Annotated in this window: 16 protein-coding genes and 1 tRNA gene; 6 read left to right on the top strand and 11 right to left on the bottom strand. The window is 42.7% G+C overall.

The annotated features are described in order from the left end of the window. Nucleotides 1-5 precede the first annotated feature (5 nt). Nucleotides 6-1148: a cytochrome d ubiquinol oxidase subunit II gene (gene cydB / locus NXV01_RS15510; protein WP_004300336.1), complete on the top strand. Its 1143-nt coding sequence runs from the start codon at nucleotides 6-8 to the stop codon at nucleotides 1146-1148. Between the two features lie 168 nt (nucleotides 1149-1316). Here cydB and NXV01_RS15515 read toward each other — a convergent pair whose 3' ends face one another. From NXV01_RS15515 to wecB, 4 genes are all read right to left on the bottom strand, one after another. After that, on the bottom strand, nucleotides 1317-2273 hold the full coding sequence (locus tag NXV01_RS15515; protein ID WP_099145810.1) for a D-2-hydroxyacid dehydrogenase: 957 nt from the start codon (nucleotides 2271-2273) through the stop codon (nucleotides 1317-1319). Nucleotides 2274-2370: 97 nt separating this feature from the next. After that, nucleotides 2371-3642, bottom strand: coding sequence for a replication-associated recombination protein A (locus NXV01_RS15520; RefSeq protein ID WP_074557141.1), 1272 nt, complete (start codon nucleotides 3640-3642; stop codon nucleotides 2371-2373). 6 nt (nucleotides 3643-3648) lie between these two features. Further along, on the bottom strand, nucleotides 3649-6225 hold the full coding sequence (locus tag NXV01_RS15525) for a DUF5686 and carboxypeptidase-like regulatory domain-containing protein (RefSeq protein ID WP_259022834.1): 2577 nt from the start codon (nucleotides 6223-6225) through the stop codon (nucleotides 3649-3651). A 317-nt stretch (nucleotides 6226-6542) separates the two neighbouring features. Further along, a complete protein-coding gene (gene wecB, locus NXV01_RS15530; RefSeq protein ID WP_259022835.1) occupies nucleotides 6543-7631 on the bottom strand; it encodes a non-hydrolyzing UDP-N-acetylglucosamine 2-epimerase in 1089 nt (362 codons plus the stop codon). Between the two features lie 92 nt (nucleotides 7632-7723). On the opposite strand from wecB, the gene NXV01_RS15535 reads away from it, so the two are divergent. After that, nucleotides 7724-8347: a trimeric intracellular cation channel family protein gene (locus NXV01_RS15535; RefSeq protein WP_074557143.1), complete on the top strand. Its 624-nt coding sequence runs from the start codon at nucleotides 7724-7726 to the stop codon at nucleotides 8345-8347. A gap of 8 nt (nucleotides 8348-8355) precedes the next feature. Here NXV01_RS15535 and NXV01_RS15540 read toward each other — a convergent pair whose 3' ends face one another. The 3 genes from NXV01_RS15540 to NXV01_RS15550 form a co-directional block, all read right to left on the bottom strand. Beyond that, nucleotides 8356-8853, bottom strand: a complete 498-nt coding sequence (locus NXV01_RS15540) for a DUF4251 domain-containing protein (protein ID WP_074557144.1) — start codon at nucleotides 8851-8853, stop codon at nucleotides 8356-8358. Between the two features lie 126 nt (nucleotides 8854-8979). Continuing rightward, nucleotides 8980-9942 carry a M48 family metallopeptidase gene (locus NXV01_RS15545; protein ID WP_195650420.1) on the bottom strand — a complete coding sequence of 321 codons (963 nt, stop codon included), beginning with the start codon at nucleotides 9940-9942 and terminating at the stop codon, nucleotides 8980-8982. Between the two features lie 45 nt (nucleotides 9943-9987). Next, the gene (locus NXV01_RS15550) at nucleotides 9988-10548 is read right to left on the bottom strand and encodes a LemA family protein (protein WP_074557147.1); all 561 of its coding nucleotides are present in this window, start codon (nucleotides 10546-10548) and stop codon (nucleotides 9988-9990) included. A 241-nt stretch (nucleotides 10549-10789) separates the two neighbouring features. Between NXV01_RS15550 and NXV01_RS15555 the strand changes: the two genes are divergently transcribed. After that, nucleotides 10790-11293, top strand: coding sequence for an RNA polymerase sigma factor (locus NXV01_RS15555; RefSeq protein ID WP_004300346.1), 504 nt, complete (start codon nucleotides 10790-10792; stop codon nucleotides 11291-11293). Between the two features lie 91 nt (nucleotides 11294-11384). Here NXV01_RS15555 and mtgA read toward each other — a convergent pair whose 3' ends face one another. The 3 genes from mtgA to NXV01_RS15570 form a co-directional block, all read right to left on the bottom strand. Further along, on the bottom strand, nucleotides 11385-12128 hold the full coding sequence (gene mtgA, locus NXV01_RS15560) for a monofunctional biosynthetic peptidoglycan transglycosylase (RefSeq protein ID WP_148367316.1): 744 nt from the start codon (nucleotides 12126-12128) through the stop codon (nucleotides 11385-11387). Beyond that, entirely contained in the window at nucleotides 12106-12822 is a 717-nt protein-coding gene (locus NXV01_RS15565) for an OmpA family protein (protein WP_148367314.1), read from the bottom strand. The genes mtgA and NXV01_RS15565 overlap by 23 nt, the downstream gene beginning before the upstream one ends. Nucleotides 12823-12986: 164 nt before the next feature. Next, nucleotides 12987-14339 (bottom strand): MATE family efflux transporter, encoded by a 1353-nt coding sequence (locus NXV01_RS15570; protein ID WP_195650419.1) that lies wholly within the window; start codon nucleotides 14337-14339, stop codon nucleotides 12987-12989. 91 nt (nucleotides 14340-14430) lie between these two features. On the opposite strand from NXV01_RS15570, the gene NXV01_RS15575 reads away from it, so the two are divergent. The 3 genes from NXV01_RS15575 to NXV01_RS15585 all read left to right on the top strand — a co-directional run bounded on the left by NXV01_RS15575 (nucleotide 14431) and on the right by NXV01_RS15585 (nucleotide 18958). After that, nucleotides 14431-15816 (top strand): GDSL-type esterase/lipase family protein, encoded by a 1386-nt coding sequence (locus tag NXV01_RS15575; protein WP_259022836.1) that lies wholly within the window; start codon nucleotides 14431-14433, stop codon nucleotides 15814-15816. 193 nt (nucleotides 15817-16009) lie between these two features. Next, nucleotides 16010-17881 carry a PAS domain-containing sensor histidine kinase gene (locus NXV01_RS15580; protein ID WP_259022837.1) on the top strand — a complete coding sequence of 624 codons (1872 nt, stop codon included), beginning with the start codon at nucleotides 16010-16012 and terminating at the stop codon, nucleotides 17879-17881. A gap of 126 nt (nucleotides 17882-18007) precedes the next feature. Then, the gene (locus NXV01_RS15585) at nucleotides 18008-18958 is read left to right on the top strand and encodes a helix-turn-helix domain-containing GNAT family N-acetyltransferase (RefSeq protein ID WP_217722283.1); all 951 of its coding nucleotides are present in this window, start codon (nucleotides 18008-18010) and stop codon (nucleotides 18956-18958) included. 112 nt (nucleotides 18959-19070) lie between these two features. Here NXV01_RS15585 and NXV01_RS15590 read toward each other — a convergent pair. Continuing rightward, nucleotides 19071-19143, bottom strand: a tRNA-Lys gene (locus NXV01_RS15590). Between the last annotated feature and the right edge of the window lie 6 nt (nucleotides 19144-19149).

The following is a 19149-nucleotide window of genomic DNA, read 5'->3' on the forward strand; positions in this document are numbered from 1 at the left end:
GCTATATGTATATATTTTTGCAACAATATTGGTGGCTTGTCGTTTCCTTGTTAGGGGCCATACTCGTGTTCTTATTGTTTGTACAAGGAGGTAATTCATTGTTGTTCTGTCTGGGTAAAACCGAAGAACATCGTAAGATGATGGTGAATTCTACCGGACGTAAGTGGGAGTTTACGTTTACTACATTGGTTACGTTTGGGGGAGCTTTCTTTGCTTCTTTCCCGTTGTTTTACAGTACCAGTTTCGGTGGTGCATATTGGCTTTGGATGATTATACTTTTCAGTTTTGTATTGCAGGCTGTCAGTTATGAGTTTCAGAGTAAGGCCGGAAATCTGTTAGGTAAAAAGACATACCGGACTTTTTTGGTGATTAATGGAGTGGTAGGTCCTGTGTTACTTGGTGGGGCAGTGGCTACATTCTTTACCGGTTCTGATTTCTATATTAATAAGGCTAATATGACGGATACCATTATGCCGGTAATCAGTCATTGGGGAAATGGCTGGCACGGATTGGATGCGTTGACCAACATTTGGAATGTAATTCTTGGATTGGCTGTCTTCTTCCTTGCGCGTGTGTTGGGATCGCTCTACTTCATTAATAATATTGATGATAAAGAGTTGACCGATAAATGTCGTCGTGCAGTACGCAATAATACAGTTTTGTTCCTTGTATTCTTTTTGGCATTTGTCATTCGTACATTGGTATCTGATGGTTTTGCCGTTAATCCGGATACACAGGAAATTTATATGCAACCATATAAGTATCTCACTAACTTTATCGAAATGCCCGTAGTGCTGGCTTTATTCCTGATTGGTGTGGTACTGGTTCTTTTCGGCATTGGAAAGACATTGCTTAAAAAGACGTTTGACAAAGGAATCTGGTTTACGGGAATCGGTACGGTACTGACTGTTTTATCTTTATTGCTGGTAGCAGGGTACAACAACACTGCTTATTATCCGTCATATACAGACTTGCAAAGCTCATTAACTTTAGCCAATAGCTGTTCCAGCGAATTTACGCTAAAGACAATGGCCTATGTCTCTATTCTTGTTCCGTTCGTAATTGCATATATTTTCTATGCTTGGCGTAGTATCGATCGTCACAAAATAACCGAGAAGGAAATGGATGAAGGAGGACACTCATATTAATACTTTGTTCGACTCATAATATGTTGTCTGTATAGAATTTCAACATTGAGATTCTTGCAGGAGCAAATAAACTCCCCTTATTTAATTCTCTATGTCATGGTAGAGAAGTTAAATGAGGGGAGTTTTTTTATGTATAAGCCTTTTCTATCTTTTCAAATAGATCGCTTTTTATTTGTTGACTATATTCTCCGGCTTTCCGGCGATATAAGCCTGAAGGTTACTGATTGCAATATTCATCAGACGTTCACGAGCCTCGATGGTTGCCCAGGCAATGTGCGGAGTGATGTAGCAGTTCTTTGCAGTTAGTAATGGATTGTCGGCACAAGGCGGTTCAGTAGAAAGCACGTCTACTCCGGCTGCATAAATTTTGCCACTGTTCAAAGCGTCTGCAAGGTCTTGTTCGTTGATAAGCGGGCCGCGACCGGTGTTGATTAAGATAGCTGTCGGCTTCATCATGGCGAGACGGCGTGCATTTACCATTTCGCGTGTCTCCGGAGTAAGCGGGCAGTGCAAACTGATAATATCACATTCGCTGAACAACTGATCTAAATCCATCTTCTTGATTTCCGGTGGTAACTGGAAGTGCGATTTAGAAGTCAATGCATACACTTGCATACCGAAACCGATCGCAACACGCGCTGTGGTATATCCGGTATTTCCCAGTCCTACCAGACCGATTTTCTTTTCCCGCAGTTCCATCAACGGAGTGTCCCAAAAACAGAAATCCTTGTTGTTGGTCCAACGACCTTTATGCACTTCTTCAGAGTGGTGTTGCACTTGTTGAGTGATGTTCAGGATATGCGCAAATACCATTTGAGCAACGGAAGCGGTGCTGTATGAAGGAATATTAGTAACGACGATTCCCCGTTCTTTTGCAGCAGCTGTGTCTACCACATTGTATCCGGTAGCCAACACACCGATATATTTCAGTTCGGGCAGTGCAGCCATGTGGTCTGCATTGATGATTACCTTGTTAGTCAGAATTGCTTCTGCACCGGCTGCACGTTCTAATACCTCTTCCGGAGCTGTACGGTCATAAATTGTACATTCTCCAAGCACCTTCATACCCTCCCAGGATAAATCTCCGGGATTGGCGGCATAGCCGTCTAAAACTACAATCTTCATTTCAATTTCAATATTATTAATATGTTATAATGTTTCCTACTGCTTTATTTTGCTTTTAGCTTTTCTTACAGAAGGGAGTGACTTATTTTACGAACACTTATTTTTTAAATTTGTCTCCCCACAACTGTATCATTCGCTCGGCATGTTTCTGCTCTGCCGGATTGTTTTGCGGTTGCCATATCCGTTTGTCTTTCAATTCGTCCGGAAGAAATTGCTGTTTGACAAAGTTACCTTCATAGCTGTGTGCATATTTATATTCCTGTCCGTATCCCAACTGTTTCATCAGTTTGGTCGGAGCATTGCGCAGATGCAAGGGGACAGGCAGATTACCAGTTGACCGGACTAACTCTAATGCATCGTTAATTGCACTGTATGCCGAGTTGCTTTTAGGGCTGGTAGCCAGATAAATCGTTGTTTCAGCCAAAGGAATCCGTCCTTCGGGCCAACCGATTTTCATCAATGTATCAAAGCACGCATTAGCGAGAAGCAATGCATTCGGGTTTGCCAAACCAATGTCCTCGGAAGCAGAGATCACAAGCCGGCGGGCAATGAAAGCAGGATCTTCGCCTCCTTCTACCATACGGGCAAGCCAGTAGATCGCTCCGTCAGGATCGCTGCCGCGGATAGACTTGATGAAAGCCGAGATAATGTCATAATGCATCTCTCCATCTTTGTCATAAGCCAATGGATTCTGTTGCAAGCGTTCGGTCACCATTTCATCGGTGATGACAACTATTTCCTCCGTCTCCGATTGTACAACAAGTTCCAATATATTAAGCAGTTTGCGGGCATCTCCACCGGAGAAGCGCAGCATGGCTGTTGTTTCTTTCAATTCAATTTTTCGTTCCTTCAGCACGGTATCCGTAGTGATGGCACGTTGCAGAAGTTCCAGCAAATCTTCTTTTTCCAAAGATTTGAGTACATAAAGCTGGCAACGGGACAGGAGAGGGCGGATGACCTCGAACGACGGGTTTTCCGTTGTTGCACCAATCAGCGTGACTGTTCCGTTCTCTACAGCTCCCAACAGTGAATCCTGCTGTGACTTGCTGAACCGATGGATTTCATCGATAAACAGAATCGGACTGGACTGCGAAAAGAAACGGTTGCTCTTGGCACGGTCTATCACTTCGCGCACATCCTTCACACCGGAAGTTACAGCACTCAAAGTATAGAAAGGCGTCTCCAGTTTGTTGGCAATGATCTGTGCAAGAGTCGTTTTACCTACTCCGGGAGGTCCCCAGAGAATAAAAGAAGAGATGCGCCCTGCGTCAATCATCTTCCGCAAGATGGCTCCCGGTCCAACTAAATGTTTCTGACCGATATATTCATCCAAAGTTTTTGGCCGTAACCGTTCTGCTAAAGGTTGCATAATTTTTTAGAATACCATTAATACCATGAAACGAATACCGTTTTTGTTGATACCCGGATTATCACGGTAAGTGAAACGATGTACATATTCAATGTGCAGCAACTTGAAAATGTTGTAGATACCTACACTTCCTTCGATATACGGCACTTTCGGGTCCATTACGAAACTGGTGAACTTACCGTCGCGTGTCGGGAAACGGAACAAATCGGGATTGTTGCTCTTAAATGGATTATTCTTATCCGTCAATGTTCCCCACAAGGCACGTACGCGGAACATTTCCCTCCATTTCAAGTTCTTGATAAGGGGAATACGGTTGAATAGTTTTCCATTCATATCATAAGATAATGACATGGAAGCGTAACGGTCGTTCAGGAATTCCATGTTATTAATCAAGTTGAACGTTTCGCGCTGGGTGATGTAGGACAAGTTAGCTTCCGGCAAGATCAACAATGGGAAAGGAACCGTGTTCCATTCAGCACCTGCTTTTAAGCTACAGTCAATCTTTCCCCAGGAAGAGGGAAGCCAGAAACGTTTCCACACACTTGCTTCCGTACGGTTAAAACTGTAATCTCCGCCTAGTACTCCTTTGAAACCCATGGCGTGAGTCAATGTAAAGATAGGAGCATCCAGCGATACGGGCACGCGGCGTTGTTTGGAGTTGACAAATGATTCGCCCGGAGCATAACGCAGCGTCAGACTTGCTTCCGAAGTCGTGACATCATGTACACGGGTTTGTGCGGCATCATTGCGCAGATATTCCAGTTTGCCGGTAGGTTCGTCGTTACGATGGCGCAGCATGGCTTTCACTCCGAATCCTGTCAGCGTTTCAAGTTCATAATTAATGGTAGCGTCGCGCATATACGACATTTGGTCTACTGTTGTTGTTTTTACCGACAGGAAGATATTGTCTTTATCCGTGAACAGGAATTTATCCATCGGAGACATTACGTCATAACTGTACGTAGCCGAAAGATAATGTTTCGGGAATTCCCAGACAACATAATCGCGTTTATTAAACGAATAAGTCACCGTACCGCTATATTTCCAGCGTTCGTCTTTCAGACCGTAAGCTCCGTATCCGTTCAAGAACCAGTGTTTATGGAAATGAGCCGTTGTCATGCCGCTCAACCGGAAACGGGTACCATCAATGTAGTTGCTCGAAATCATGGTGTTGATAGGGCCGATATCCACTTTGCTCGGATGGCCTTTGCTTCCTGTTTCCACAAAGTTTTCAATCAGTGCTTTCGCTCCGAAGATGATGTACTTGAATCCCGGTATCTGTTCGAGGCGGTTGACGAATACATCCATCGAGCTTTCTTTCTTCGTCAGCGGTACTTGACGGACACTTGCCCAATATTCATCGCTTTTCGAAAGCATATCCGCTTCTTTTATCACGCTGCCTTTCAACCGGAACAGTCGTTGTTCGATAGGATCGAATTTATAATTACTATATTTTGTAGTTCGTTCCACCTGCAATCCGCCTGCCGTTTTGTTGGAATTCCAGGATAGGTCTACGGTCATGTCATCATCCGCCAATACCCAGTTGCCGTTAGGAAGTTGCTCGTACTGTTGCACGATGTCCATGCGGTTGACGAAGTTTACCCCTGTCTTTTTAGGCAGGTTCATCGTACACTTCTGAACGGCATAAGTAGAGTCGTTCAATACGTAAAGATGTCCGGTGAATCCGAAGTCCTGCGAGTTTTGCGGAACAAACGTGAGGTGGACACATTCGCGCCTGTTTACCATCAATGTGTCCATCAGATAATATTTATAAAATGAGATGGCATTGTTACCGATAGGGCTCACGAAGCGCTGTTGGAGCAACCGGATATCATCGTCGTAGATATTGATGTCAGCAAATACGTCTTTCAGTACAGTGCCGAGCATATCTCCTGTGGAGAAGAATTCTTCTATACCATTGGAGTTCTTGCCTTTGATGATCGTTTTTTTGTTTTCGGGATTTTTGCGATAGATGGTTTGCGAAGCCGTCTCCTGTACGGAAATCGGGAGAATCAATTTATTGGTTGTTTCCGAAACTTCCACCTGATCTTTTAGGAATGAATATTTCTTGTAGATTCCTTTTTCCAGTTTTTCCGGCGTGAGGTCGTTGATAGACATCTTCATTTTCTCGTACTTGTCGTACTGATAGTATTCATTCACTTCAAGGACTTGTGCCTTTTTGTGTTCGATTACTTTCTTCATGAATTCGACTGCCGGGTTGTTTTTACGGGAGTATTTTTCCTTTTGAGGTTTCACTACAACCTCGTTCAGGAGCACATTATCCGGAGCCAGCTTAACGTTTACCGTCTGATTGTTGGAACCGACTTTAACTGTTTTACTGATATAACCTACAGCGGAGAACACAAGAGTTCCTCCGTTTCTGCGGGCTTCAAGACTGTATTCTCCGTCAATATTGGTGATGGTACCCATATCTCTCTTTTCCTGATAGTAAACAGAGATATACATCAATGGCTCGTGGGTAACAGAATCAGTGACTACCCCTTTTATTTGCTGCGCAAAAGCATTTGAAGCTGCCAATACGAGTAAGAACAGTATAAGTATTTTGCTATATTGTTGTTTCATAACGTACGTAGTAGGGCGCAAAGTTAACAAATAACTCTAAGGATAACAGAATATATAACTTTTTTTACCCATCGTTTTTTGTTGTTTACAAGCTTTGGTTGTCCGTCAATGAAAGGGAATGGGGCAATTCACCTTTCGATAAATTAGTTTCCCGCGTAGATAGTGATTGTTTCTCTATGGGAAACCTTTGTTCCCCCTATGGGGAAACTCTTGTTTCTCTACGGGGAAACAACAGTTCCCTTACGGGGTAAATAAAGTCTTCCGGCATGAAATGGAAAGTAACGTGCCGGAAGATGAAATGTATCCCTGTAGCAGTACTATTTTTTATCAGTCAATATCTGCACGATACGTTCTGCTGTACGCCCGTCCCAACGCTCGGGAAGTTCGCCTCTTTTCCATTCACCTTGCATCAGGGTGTCCATTGCTTTGGCAAGCAGGGCAGGATCTTCCCCGACAAGTTCGTTGGTTCCCATGCGCCATGTTTCGGGATGTTCGGCATACGTGTTGAGCGTGATACATGGAATACCCATAAATGTTGCTTCTTCGGCCACGTTGCCCGAATCCGTAATGATTCCTTTTGCCTTGTTTATCAGATAACCGAAGAACAGGTAATTCTGTGGCGGCATTATGTGGAGGTTCGGAGCTTCGATGCCTAATTCTTTGATGGCATTTCGTACGTATGTGTGCAGCGGTGCTACGATAGGCATACCGGCAGATTTTTCAATGATTGTTTTCAGTAACTGACGCAGGTTTCCTTTGTTGTTCAGCAATACGCGACGGTTGAGGGTGAGCAGGAGATAATTTCCCTCTTGCAGTCCCAATACGGAAAACCATATCGGTTTGAGCAAACGGTTCCGGTTGTAACGAACGGTATCTATGAGAATGTTGCCTACATAATATACATTTTCACTTTCCGTTCCTGTCTGGTTCAGGTTGCGGTTGGCAACCATGCCGGCAGTGAACAGATAGTCGGATATTCCATCTGTAATCATGCGGTTGACCTCTTTCGGCATCTTCATGTCGAAAGAACGGGTTCCGGCTACGAGATGCGCTACCTTGATTCCTTGTTTCTTGGCAACGATGGCACAGCTCATGGTGGCAGTCAGATCGTCTACCACGAGAACTACGTGTGCCGGATTCTCCGTCAGTTCCTGTTCGAAGGCTATCATGATTCCGGCTGTCAAACTCGTTGGATTACTGCTTTCCACTCCCAGATAAACATCGGGAGCTTTCATATCAAGGTCCGAAAAGAGAGAAGCATCCAGACTTGTATCGTCTTTCCTTCCTGTATATACCAGTCGGTAAGAGATACTTTTACCCAGCGCCCGTGCGGCCTCAATAGCGCGTGTAATGGGAGCTATCTTCATAAAATTGGGGCGTGCCCCCGCAACAATTGTTATTTTCATATTGTTTCTATCTTATTCGGTTTAATTCGTGAAGCAAAAGTACATTTTCTTACGGAATTTATTTGTTACTTTGCATACAAAATAACAAATATATGCCCACATTCGTTCAAATTCTTGATTTTATAGGCACATTTGCCTTTGCTATTAGTGGCATCCGGCTGGCTTCGGCGAAACGTTTCGACTGGTTCGGTGCTTATGTGGTAGGACTTGCTACAGCTATCGGTGGCGGTACCATCCGTGATGTCCTGCTCGATGTGACACCGGGATGGATGACTGATCCTATATATCTGATTTGTACGGGACTGGCTTTGCTGTGGGTGATCTGTTTCGGACGTTCGCTCATACGGCTCAATAATACTTTCTTTATTTTCGATACTATCGGCTTGGCATTGTTTACCGTGGTAGGTGTAGGCAAGAGCATTGCTTTAGGCTATCCTTTCTGGGTGGCGATTATCATGGGTAGCATTACGGGAGCAGCAGGTGGAGTGATTCGTGACGTTTTTATCAATGAAATACCTCTCATTTTCCGAAAAGAAATTTATGCAATGGCCTGCGTCGTAGGTGGTATTGCATACTGGATTTGCGACGCCACAGGTCTGGAATCATACGCCTGTCAGTTGATTGGCGGACTGGCGGTATTCCTGACCCGCATCTTAGCTGTCAAATATCATATCTGCCTGCCTATATTAAAAGGTAGTGAAGAGCCGGAAGAATAAGGACGGCATTACTTTTCCTCCTTTATATCCAGTTCTCCCTGAAAACTAATGGACTGACGGTTTTGCATATTGACATCGATACTTGCCGAACCGTTGGGGAAGACTTTGGCTCTGAATTCATATCTGTCTTCAGGATTACGTGCAACGAATTTGATAACGGCATTCCCTTTCTTGTCCATTTCCATATTATATTCTTTAAGGATGGCTTTGAAATTCAGTCCGTCACCTCCGCCATACGGGATGCTATAAGCCCGTCCATAATAAGGCAAATAAGAAATAACCGAATCATTTCTGATTGTCAGTGAGTAGGAAGACGTCAAAGGGATGGAGCGTCCGCGCATCGGCATGGCAGTGTTGACATCTATCTTGTAGTTTTCTGATTCAATCAGTTTCTTTACCGCTTCTTTTTTCTGTTCCTTCTTTTCCTTCTTACTTTGAGCCGAAAGGGTAGGGATTCCCATTAATAAGGCTAATAACAGCATAAAGATTTGTTTCTTCGTTCTCATATCAGTTGTATTTAGGTTGATGTATATATGTATAACAACCAAATATACTAAAAAAGACAGGGATACTTCTGTTTCTTTTAATGAAAATTAAACAGAAATCCCTGTCTTTTATAAGTTTAGCCCGATTTAGAACTGTTCCAGTATTTCAATTCGCTTTTCGATAGGAGGATGAGTGGCGAACAACCCGCTAAGTCCGCTGAATATACTTTTAGAATTCTTTTTGGGATTCTGAATAAATAATTGTGCCACGTCTTTCCTTTTTACTGCCTCGATGGCAGGGTCTGCCGATATTTTGCGGAGAGCGTTGGCCAGTGCTAATGGGTTTTTCGTCATTTCTGCCGAACCTGCATCTGCCATGTATTCGCGTTTGCGTGAAATGGCAAAGCGCATCAGGCTTGCGAAGAGATAGCCGATGGCGGCTATCACTAAAGCGATAAGAATAAAGAGAAACACGCCGCCGCTACCTTTATTGTTACTACGCACGCGTATGTGCGTGATGGCATAAAATGTGATTTCTGTCAGCATGGAAAAGATCCCGACAAAGACGATGGAAATAATCAGCAGGCGCACGTCACGGTTACGGATGTGACTTAGCTCGTGCGCAATTACCGCTTCCAGTTCTTCATCATTTAGTTTCCGGATGATACCTTCCGATAGGGTAACGGTGTATGTGCGTTCGTTGATACCGCTGGCAAATGCATTCAGGGAACTGTCATAGATGATATTGATTTTCGGCATTTTCATGCCTTGAGACATACAAAGGTTTTCCACCAGATTATAAACTCGTTTATTCTCCCGACGGTTCAACGGCTTGGAACCGGTGGCGGAATTGATAATACTTGTGTTAGCCCAATAGGCAATCAGAAACCAAATTAATACGATCCCCATGGTATATGGCAACGAAGAGAAGAAGAAATGATTGACCATTGGCATTATTTCTATTTCCATACTCTTTCCGTATCCAAAAAGAACCAACAGGTAACAGGATAAATAGAGGAGTGCCGCTACGAGACAAGGAAACAGGAATAGCAGAAACGCAGAGCGCAGATTATTCCGGCTCTGCTGTGTTTGGATTCCGACGTATTGCATGCGTGTTCGACTTTTGTAATTGGATGGACGGTGTAAATAAAGGTTTTAGAAACTAATTTTAGGTGCCTGCTCCAGATTCGCACGTTCGTTTTTTCCCAAGTCGAACATTATTTCTCTTTGGAATCCGGTCATTCCTGCTATTATATTCGACGGAAATGTCTGCACGGCATTATTGTATTCTTTAGTGGCCGAGTTGAAGTAGCGGCGGACAGCAGCCAGTTTATTTTCTACGTCAGAAATTTCTTCCTGTAATTGCAGGAAATTCTGATTAGCTTTCAGATCGGGGTAAGCTTCGAGGGTAATCTTCAATCCGGCAAGAGCGGAGCTTAATTGGTTTTCGGCAGCTATCTTATCGTCAATCGTTTTTGCACTGACTGCACCGTTACGTGCCTGAATCACCCGGTCGAGCGTTTCTTTCTCATGTGCGGCATATCCTTTCACAGTGTCTACCAGTTGTGGAATGAGATCATGACGTTGTTTCAACTGCACATCGATGTCGGCAAATGCGTTTTCACGATTGTTTCTCAATTTCACTAATGAGTTGTACATGGAGGCGAAAATAATGCCCAGCAATACAATAATTCCTACAATAATAAGTATGGTCATAGCCTTTTGTTTTATTTAGTAATATAAAATCAAAAGTAATCTATTTGGTTCTTTTAACCAAGAGATAGAGGATATATTTACTAAATACCACCTAAAAACTATCAGAAAGCACCTAAAATCTATCATTTGATAGAATAACCCCCCTAAAAAATGACGAATTATCCCCTGTTGGATACACAAAAAACCTTTAAACTTGCAAACGTCGAGAAAAACGAAATATTAACCATAAAACCATTAAAGTATGAAAAGTTTAAGTTTCAGAAAAGATTTAATTGGAGTACAGGAGGAGTTGCTTCGTTTCGCTTATAAATTAACGGCCAACCGTGAAGAAGCAAATGATTTATTGCAGGAAACATCTTTAAAAGCATTAGACAATGAAGAGAAATATGTTCCGGACACAAATTTCAAAGGATGGATGTACACAATCATGCGTAACATCTTTATTAATAACTACCGCAAAATAGTACGCGATCAGACCTTTGTTGATACCACTGATAATTATTATCACTTAAATCTGCCACAAGATTCAGGATTTGAAAGTACCGAAGGTGCTTATGACCTGAAAGAGATGCATCGCATCGTCAACGCACTCCCCCGGGAGTATAAGATTCCTTTCTCCATGCATGTATCAGGTTTCAAATACCGTGAGATTGCAGAGAAATTAGGATTACCATTAGGTACAGTGAAGAGCCGTATATTCTTCACCCGTCAACGTTTACAACAAGAGTTGAAAGATTTTGTATAAATGAGGATAACGCATACAAACAAGCTTATAAGCAAAAGGAGCAAGGGGATAGATCCTCGTTGCTCCTTTCTTTTTATTTATGATTCAATTGTCACTTGCTTTTCTTGTTTTTGCCTTTTTTCTTTTCAACGGCTTTTTCTTCAGGTGGAAATTTTGGAACCAGATTCATTAGCCGTAATATCTGCTTTTGTCGTTTTAATATGTATGACGAAGGTTTCGCCGAGTTAAACCGTATCGGATTGGGCAGGGTAGCGGCGATAAGTGCGCATTGTCCCCGGGTCAGCTGGGCGGCTGTTGTTCCGAATTTGATCTTTGCGGTAGCTTGTGCGCCATAGATGCCATTTCCCATTTCTATAGAGTTGAGATAGACTTCCATGATCCGTTCTTTCGACCAGAACAGTTCGATGAGAAACGTAAAGTAGACTTCGAGTCCCTTGCGTACCCATGAAGATTGCGGCCATAAGAACACATTCTTAGCTGTCTGCTGACTGATGGTGCTTGCTCCGCGTTTCCGTTTGCGTGTTTCGTTCTCTTTCATCGCCTTCTTGATTTCTACAAGATCGAATCCGTTGTGTTCGGCAAAACGGTTGTCTTCGGAGGCTATGACCGCCATCGGCAGGTTGGGAGATATCTTATCAAAAGAAACCCACGTGTGCTTCCACGTGGGTTTATCTCCTGAAAAAATCTGCTGAACGCTTCGGATAACCATCAACGGAGTGACATAAACCGGCATAAACCGATACACAATCACTGCCAACAGGGTGGATGCAAAGAAGAAAATCAGCAGGTTGCGCGTATAGCGCAGAATTTTTTTAATTAGCAGCTGCCTGTGCATCTTTAATCATCTGTTCACTTGCGTACATGTATACTTCTACACGACGGTTTTGTTCACGACCGGCAGCAGTGTCATTGCTTGCAACGGGATCGCTTTCACCCATTCCCTGTACACCTTTGATTTGATTGGTGGAAACACCACAGCTCAACAAATAACTGGACACGCTCTGTGCACGTTCTTGTGACAAGTTCAGATTTTTCTGCTGGCTTTGTGCGGCAGTGCTGTTTTTCCAGCCCTGGTTGTCGGTGTATCCGTAGATAGACACGTCCATATCCCGGTTCTGATTGAGCACATTGTTGGCAAACTTGCTTAAAGCAGATTTAGCAGCAGCACTTAGAGTTGCATTACCGGTAGTGAAAAGAATACCCGAATCGAATGTTACTTTCACGGCTTGCAATCCGTTGTTGTCTGTTATCTGTTCTACTTGTGCGCCTTCAATTTGTTTTGCTTCTGCTGCTGCTTTGTCCATCTTCTTACCGATAAGAGCACCCGTACCTGCACCTACTGCCGTACCGATAGCAGCACCAATAGCGGCGCCTTTACCTTTACCGATAACACCTCCCAGGATTGCACCCAGTGCAGCACCCGAACCACCACCGATAGCAGCACCTTTACCAGTGTTGTTCATACTTCCACAGCTACCAAAAATCATGGCAATACTCATGAAGAGAACCATAAATTTCATCTTGTTCATAATGTTGATGTTTTTTTAAATTGGTTTATAAATAATGTTTTTATACGAATCGCTTCGTATTATAAATAACAATGCAAAGATACATATTATTTGGCAAGCGTGTACTTTTTAAGTTAAAATAACTCGGATGAATCCCTTTGTTTGTTAATAAAGGAAAATGATCATTATCCTTTTATCGTTGAAGGAATACTTAAGCTCTTCTTTTTAATAATAATGAACCAACTCAAAAGAATTAAACCTTTGGCAACGGTGGTGACGCAGACTGCCCACCATATTCCTTCCACTCCCATGCCCATCCGCACAAACAGGATAGCAAGCGGAATACGCATATAGTTGCAACTGATGCTGATAATGGCGGGAGGTATGGTGCGTCCGATGCCGTAGAAAACTCCCTGCATGGTGATTTCGAGCATCATGAAGAGTTGGGAATATCCGTCGATCCGAAGGAATACACCTCCGGCTTCGTAGGCTGCCTGTTCGGGCACGAATATGGCAAAAACTTCGTTTCCGAAGAAAACGAATAGCAAAGTACAGAGTGTACCGAAGATTCCCGTCATCCATAGGGTGGTGTACCAGGATTTAAGTACCCGTTCGATTCGTCCGGCAGCATAGTTTTGGGCGATGAAGGCACTTAGTGCGGTGGAGAATCCCTGTGAGGTGTTCCAGGTGATTGCTTCGATTTGTCCCCCGGTGGTGAACGTCATTAAGCCGATGTGTCCTCCCTGTTCAGAGGCAGTGCGGCAGAGGAACATGTTGACGAAGGCAAACAGTGTATTTAAGGTGGCTACGGGTAATCCCAGTTTAAGGATTCTCCGCGTGTACTTTTTCTTTAGCCGGGTGAAGAAAGGGAAACCGCCCAGCAGGGCATCCCTGCAACGCAACTGATAGATGAAAATCAGGAAAACGCTTGCTTCCGCAATCCAAGTGGCATATGCCGCACCGTTTGTTCCCAGTCCGAAACCGAATATAAAGAGTGGGTCCAGAATGATATTCAAAATCAATCCTGTGCCACTGATAAAGAACGGGATTTTGCTACGTCCTGCTGCATTATAAATTCCGGTGAAGGCAGCGGAAAGGAAAACGAAAGGTAATCCGGTAGAAACAATCCGCAGATATTGAATGGCATTGGCCGTGATATGTTCTTCAAGTTCGTAAATACGTATGATAGGTTCTGCAAATATAAAAAGGAGCCCGCCCCAGCAAATGGAAATAATTAAAGCAATCGTGATATTATGGGACGCGAAGTGGCGGGCATCTTCCTGGCTTTGTGCACCGATGGATTGTCCGACACTCACTTCAGATCCCACCTTATTTAATAAGGAAATAGAACCGGACATCCACGTCAGGATTCCGACGGAACCGATGGCGGCTACGGCTTCACTTCCCAACCGTCCTACCCATGCCATGTCTGTGAGACTATATGCCATTTGAATAAACGACGTTGCCATGATTGGCATTGCCAGATTAAACAGTTGACGGTTGATGGGGCCTTTTGTCAGATTCTTTATTCCTTGCATATAATTTTTCTATTCAAAATGAGGTGCAAAGATACGTAAAATTACTATCTTCGCACGTCTAATTATTCATTAAACAAAGTATATAGATACTATGAAACAGAAATTTTCTACTATTTTTCTCCTGTTATTTATCTTACTGGCAGGTTCACAAGTGGTAGCACAGAATGCTCCGAAACCTTTTGATATCGAACAGCCCTCACTTCGCGTATTCCTTCCTGCACCGGAACTGGCAACGGGGCGTGCCGTGGTCGCTTGTCCGGGTGGCGGATATAGCGGTTTGGCAGTCAACCACGAGGGGTATGATTGGGCACCCTATTTCAACAAACAAGGAATTGCGTTGATTGTTTTGAAATACCGGATGCCGAAAGGCGACCGCACACTGCCAATCTCGGATGCCGAAGCTGCTATGAAAACTGTGCGTGACAGTGCTGATGTATGGAATCTGAATCCGAATGACATCGGTATTATGGGCTCTTCTGCCGGCGGACATCTGGCATCCACCATTGCCACTCATGCTAAACCGGAACTTCGTCCGAATTTCCAGATTCTTTTCTATCCTGTGATTACGATGGATAAGTCATATACCCACATGGGATCTCATGATAATCTATTGGGTAAAGATGCTTCTGCCGAACTGGAAACAGAATATTCCAATGAAAAGCAAGTGACGAAAGATACGCCGCGTGCTTTTATCGTATATAGTGATGACGATAAGGTCGTTCCACCTGCTAATGGAGTTAATTATTATCTGGCTCTGAACAAGAACAATGTTCCTTCAGTACTTCATATCTATCCTTCCGGCGGGCATGGATGGGGGATTCGTGAAGGTTTTCTTTACAAGAATGAAATGCTGAATGAACTGACATCCTGGCTCCGTAGTTTCAAAGTGCCTCATAAAGATGCTATCCGTGTAGCTTGCATCGGCAATAGCATTACGTATGGGGCACGTATCAAGAATCGCAATCGTGACAGTTATCCGGCTGTGTTAAGTCGTATGTTGGGGGAGGCTTATTGGGTAAAGAATTTCGGAGTAAGTGCACGCACTCTGTTGAACAAGGGCGATCATCCTTATATGAATGAGAAGGCTTATCAGGATGCACTGGCCTTCAATCCCAATATCGTTGTTATCAAATTGGGTACAAATGACAGTAAATCATTCAATTGGAAGTATAAGGCAGACTTCACGAAAGATTTGCAGACGATGGTAGATGCTTTCAAAGCATTGCCTGCTCAACCGAAGATTTATCTTTGCTATCCTTCCAAAGCCTATCAGACCGGAGATAATATTAACGATGATATTATCTCTAAAGAAATTATTCCGATGATAAGGAAGGTTGCTAAGAAAAATGGCCTGCCTGTTATCGATCTTCATGTGGCAATGGACGGAATGCCTGATTTGTTCCCTGATAAGATTCATCCGAATGAAGAAGGCGCTAAAGTGATGGCAAAAGCCGTTTATCAGTCCTTGAAAAAGTAAAACAGAAACGCGAGAACTACCCCAAACAAACGGTTGGAACTTTCTCTCAAAGAGATTGTTCCAACCGTTTGTTTTTTAGTTTAATGACGAATAATCTTCTTATAATATGCTAAAAAAGTATCTTTTTGAAAGTCTGGTTTGGCGGTAATATCTATTTTTGCGCCCGAAAAATATTAAAATGATAAATAGCGTTATGAATAGACTACAAGATTTTACTTTTTTCTCGCAGTTGATGGCTAACGCTAACATGGGGTGGTGGAAAGCCAATTTATCAACTGCAAGTTATGAATGTTCTGAACTTATATTGGAGTTGTTAGGTCTGGATCAGACCGGAATGATCAGTTTTGAAGATTTCAATAAACGTATTCTGAAAGAAGAGCAACCTCCTACAACTGTTCATTCTTTTGGTATGCATCAAAGACCGGAAACGGTATATTTGCTCGATACAGTAAAAGGAGCCGTTTGGATACGCAGTAAGATTTGCTTTCGAGAAACAGACGAAGACGGAAATGAAATTGTTTATGGAATAGCCGAAGTGCAGGATGGTCCTGATATGGCATCTGCTTATCAGGCCTTGCAATACAGTGAACGTCTCTTATATAACATTTTCAAGCATTTACCCATTGGTATCGAGTTGTATGATATGGATGGGACGTTGGTGGATTTGAACGATAGGGAATTGGAGATGTTTCATGTGGAGAAGAAAGAAGACATCTTGGGTATCAATATTTTCGAGAACCCAATTTTCCCGAAGGAGATGAAAGAACGGTTGAAGATGTATGAGGATGCCGACTTTACTTTTCGTTATGACTTCTCGAAAGTCGGAACCTATTATCAGAGCTCCCGAAAGGAAGGCACGATTGATTTGGTGACTAAAGTGACTACATTATATGATAGCAAATGCCAACCGATCAATTATTTGTTGATTAATGCAGATAAGACAGAAACAACCATAGCCTATAATAAAATACAGGAGTTTGAGGAGTTTTTCGAACTGGTTGGCGATTATGCCAAGGTCGGTTATGCTCACTTTAATGTTTTGAATGGACACGGCTATGCCCAAAAAAACTGGTACAGAAATGTGGGTGAATCGGATGGAACTCCGTTATCCGAGATTCTTGGTACATACCGGCATTTTCATCCCGACGACCGTGCCCTGCTGATTCAGTTTCTGGACGATGCACGAAAGGGACTTGCTGTCAAACTAGGTAAAGAGATGCGTATCCTTAGGGAGGACGGCACATGCACATGGACGTATGTCAATCTGTTAGTAAAGAGATACGCTCCGCAAGATCGGATGATCGAAATTATCAGCATTAATTATGATATTACAGAGCTAAAAAAAACAGAAGAAATGCTTGTCAAAGCACGTGATAAAGCCGAGGCATCCGATCGTTTAAAGTCTGCTTTCCTGGCTAATATGAGCCACGAGATCCGTACTCCTTTAAATGCCATTGTTGGATTCTCAAGTTTGTTGGGCAGTACGGAAAATGCGGCGGAAAAAGAATTCTATAATTCCCAGATCAGTCATAACAACAAACTTCTGCTTGATCTGATTAATAATGTGATTGATCTTTCTAAGATAGAGTCCGGTTATCTGGAACTGCATCCGGATTGGGTCAATCTTACCGAACTTCTTGACGAGAGTGTAGCGGAGCACATTCATCAAGTACCCTCCGGTGTTGAACTCCTGACCCACTATCCGGAGCATGATTCTTTGGTGGAACTGGATAGGCCGCGCATTAAGCTGATATTGAAAAACTTCCTCTCGAATGCCTTAAAGAACACCACCACCGGATATGTGGAAGTCTTCTATGAGGTAGACCGGCAGTTTGTCCGAATCGGTGTTAAAGATACCGGCCGGGGTATTCCGCAGAATATGCTTGAAAAGATATTCGAAAGGTTTGAGAAGTTGGACTCTTTTGCTCAAGGGGCAGGTTTGGGCTTATCCATCTGTAAGTTGATTGTCGAAAAGATGAACGGACGGATAATAGTAGATTCCCAACTGGGAACAGGTACTACTTTTGTAATCGAATTACCGTGCCATTCTATGCCTGTTGAATAAGTATATTGGGAAAATATAAAAAAGAAAGATCCCCTTTGTTCATGACTGTTGCCATGAAAGTTTGTGATAAATAATATATTTCTTCCTTTAGTTGACAAAGTCAACTAAAGGGCGTATCTTTGCGCCATGAAACAGGAACATTTGAATAGTATAAGAGCCTTTAATAGGTTCTATACAAAGTTGTTAGGCGTACTTAATAAGTATTATTTAGAAAGTGAATTTGGACTTCCCGAGGTTCGCATTATTCAGGATGTTTATTTGCACCCTGATAGAAGTTCCAAAGATATATCCAGTGAGTTAAACATGGATAAAGGTTTGCTCTCCCGTTTATTAAAACAACTGGAACAAAAAGGGTATATATGTCGAAAAGGAACAGAAAGAGATAGTCGCATGGGGCTGATAAATCTCACACAAAAAGGATGTGAAATTTATCATCGCTTAAATGCTGCCGCTAATCAATCTGTGGAGGAAATTTTTGCACACCTGAATGATAACCAACTGCAAAAGATAATAAATAGTATGGACTTCATTTATAATACAATGAACGAAAAGGAAACAAATCTTGCAGTTAAGAAGGTTGCGCCCATTGTTATACGTCCAATAGAGGAAGAAGATAATACTTCAATTGCTTGTGTACTTCGTGCTTCAGTTGAAGAACATGACGCTCCTAAAGTCGGTACATTTTATGATGATCCACATACAGATATGATGTTTCAGACTTTTAATATAAAAAATGCAGAATATTGGGTGGTTGAATGTGACGGTGTAATATTGGGTGGTGCCGGCTTTTATCCAACTAAAGGCCTGCCCCAAGAGTATGCTGAATTGTCAAAATTCCATTTTAAACCGGAACTTAGGGGAAAAGGAATTGGAAAACGTCTACTGCAACTAATAGAACAACGAGCAATAAAGGCAGGATATACACATATGTATATTGTTTCATATCACGAGTTTGGAAATGCTGTTGCTATGTATGAAAAATGCGGATATAAGCATATAAGTAGTGCATTAGATAAGTCAGGGCTTTATCAGGACGCACCTTTTCATATGGTGAAAGAGTTGCAGAGAAAAGTGTGACTATCATTTTTAGAAAATATGATAGTGATTATTGATTACGGATATAATATAAAAAAAACTCCTGCAATACCTTGATATTGTAGGAGTTATCTTTTTCTGTTCTGTGTTTCAGTGATCCGCCTGGGGCTCGAACCCAGGACCCCAACATTAAAAGTGTTGTGCTCTACCTGCTGAGCTAGCGAATCGGTCCT

Origin of the sequence: Bacteroides sp. BFG-606, from assembly GCF_024788145.1 — a bacterium.
Lineage (GTDB): Bacteria > Bacteroidota > Bacteroidia > Bacteroidales > Bacteroidaceae > Bacteroides > Bacteroides vicugnae.